Below are 2007 nucleotides of genomic sequence, written 5' to 3' on the forward strand. Positions count from 1 at the left end.
GGCTCGTGGCGTTCCTCGGACACGAAGCGCTCGAACAGCAGATCATTGCGGTCTGGGTCGATGGCGGTGATGCCCAGCACATAACAGACGGCAGAGTTCGCCGCCGAGCCGCGTCCCTGGCAGAGGATACCGCGGGAGCGGGCAAAGCGGACGATGCTGTGGACGGTCAGGAAATAGGGGGCGTAGGCCAGCTTGGCGATCAGGCGCAATTCGTGAGCCAGCGACGCCTTTACCTCATCCGGCACACCCTCGGGATATCGGGAGGTTGCGCCTTCCCAGGTCAGCCGCTCCAAGGTCTCCTGCGGGGTCAGCGTCGGATCGTCCCGCTCCTCGGGATACTGGTAGCGGAGTTCATCGAGCGAAAAGCGGCAGCGGGCCATGATCTCCCCCGTCCGGGCCAAGGCCTCCGGGTAGCGAGAGAACAGCCGATACATCTCGGCGGGCGGCTTCAGATACCGGTCCGCATGGCGCTCGCGGCGAAAGCCCAGGGCTTCGACGGTCACATTGTAGCGGATGGCGGTGACCACGTCCTGGAGGATGCGCCGGGACGGCTCATGATAGAGAACGTCATTGGTGACGACCGTCGGCACCCGCAGCTGCGCCGCCATGGTCGACAGCTCATGCAGCCGCAGCTGGTCATTGGGGCGGCGTTGCAAGGTCAGGGCCAGATAGGCGCGGTCGCCGAACACGTCTCGCAGCCGGCGCAGGCGCAGCGCGCAGGTATCGTCCGCCATGTCCGGGACCAGCACCGCGATCAGTCCTTCGGCATGCTCCACGACATCGGACCACTCCAAATGGCACTTGCCCTTCCCGGCGCGGGATTTGCCAAGGGTCAGCAAGCGGCAGAGACGGGCGTAGGCCGCCTTGTCCGTCGGATAGACCAGCAGCGCCATGCCGCAGGCGAGATCGAGCCTGCAGCCCACCACCAGCCGCACGCCCGTGGCCTTGGCGGCCTCCCAGGCCCGCACGATGCCCGCAAGCGTGTTGCGGTCGGTGATGGCCAAAGCCTCGATCCCCATCATCGCCGCTGTGGCGAAGAGTTCCTCGGCCGAAGAGGCGCCGCGCAGGAAGGAGAAGGGCGAGGTCACCTGCAACTCGGCATAGCGCGGCCCGGTCATCCGATGACACCGTTCATCCGAACACCCCGTGCAGGAACCAGCGGTGCGAGCCGGTCTCGGCATGCTCGCCGTCGCCCGCGCGGAACACCCAGTAGCGCTCGCCTGCCTCATCCTCGATGCGGAAGTAGTCGCGCACGGCGATCATCTCGGCATCGCGCTTCCACCATTCGCCGAAGACCCGCTCAGGCCCATCGGCACGGGCCACCTTACGGCGGATGTTCCGCCAGATGATCCAGGCAGGAGGATGATCGGGCAGCAGCGCCAGCGTCTCGATCGGCTCGGGCCGGGGCAGGAGGCGCGTGGGCCGCGGCCAGTGATCGGGCCAGCCGGCACCAACTGGTTCGGACAAGGGCGCGACGCGGGTCACCGAGCGTTCCGGAACGTCGCTGGCAACAGGCGCCATGCGGTAGACGCCGCGGGCGCCGACGCGGTTGGCCAGCACATCGACAAGGCCGGACAGATCGGGAGCAGGGGCCCCCAGGAGCGAGCTGGCAACCTGCCGGGCCTCCAGGGGCTCCACCATCACTGCCGTCAGCGACAGGATCTCGATGCCGTATCCCGGCGAGATGGTCTCGATCTTCTCGCAGAGAAGCCGGGTCAGCCGTTGCGGATCATGCTGCGGGCGGGCAAGACCCACGCGGACGGTCTGGACATGGGCATCGACCCGCCAGCAGAGAAGATCGAGCCTGCGGGCCCCGAGGCCGCGCTCCTCCAGGGCCGCGCAGAGCTGGACCACCAGCTTGCCAATATAGCGGGCGATGGTCTCGGCGGCAGCGATGGGTTCGGCAAAGCTGCGACGCACCTCGACAAGCTCAGACGGGCGCAGCGGCTCGATCGGCTCGGAAGCACGGCCAAGCGCCTGGTCGAGCCTGCGGCAGAGGTCCGGGCC

1 protein-coding gene and 1 pseudogene are annotated in these 2007 nt (G+C 67.7%); both read right to left on the reverse strand.

Features of this window, described 5'->3' with window-relative positions; translation table 11 throughout:
* Nucleotides 1-1118 (reverse strand): PHP domain-containing protein (locus tag CK944_RS21970; RefSeq protein WP_146038762.1); only part of this gene is annotated, 1118 nt, incomplete at its 3' end.
* Nucleotides 1119-1131: 13 nt separating this feature from the next.
* Nucleotides 1132-2007: pseudogene (locus CK944_RS21975) on the reverse strand (DNA polymerase Y family protein); the annotation flags it as partial.

It is taken from the genome of Paracoccus sp. SY, assembly GCF_002901215.1.
GTDB lineage: Bacteria > Pseudomonadota > Alphaproteobacteria > Rhodobacterales > Rhodobacteraceae > Paracoccus > Paracoccus acridae.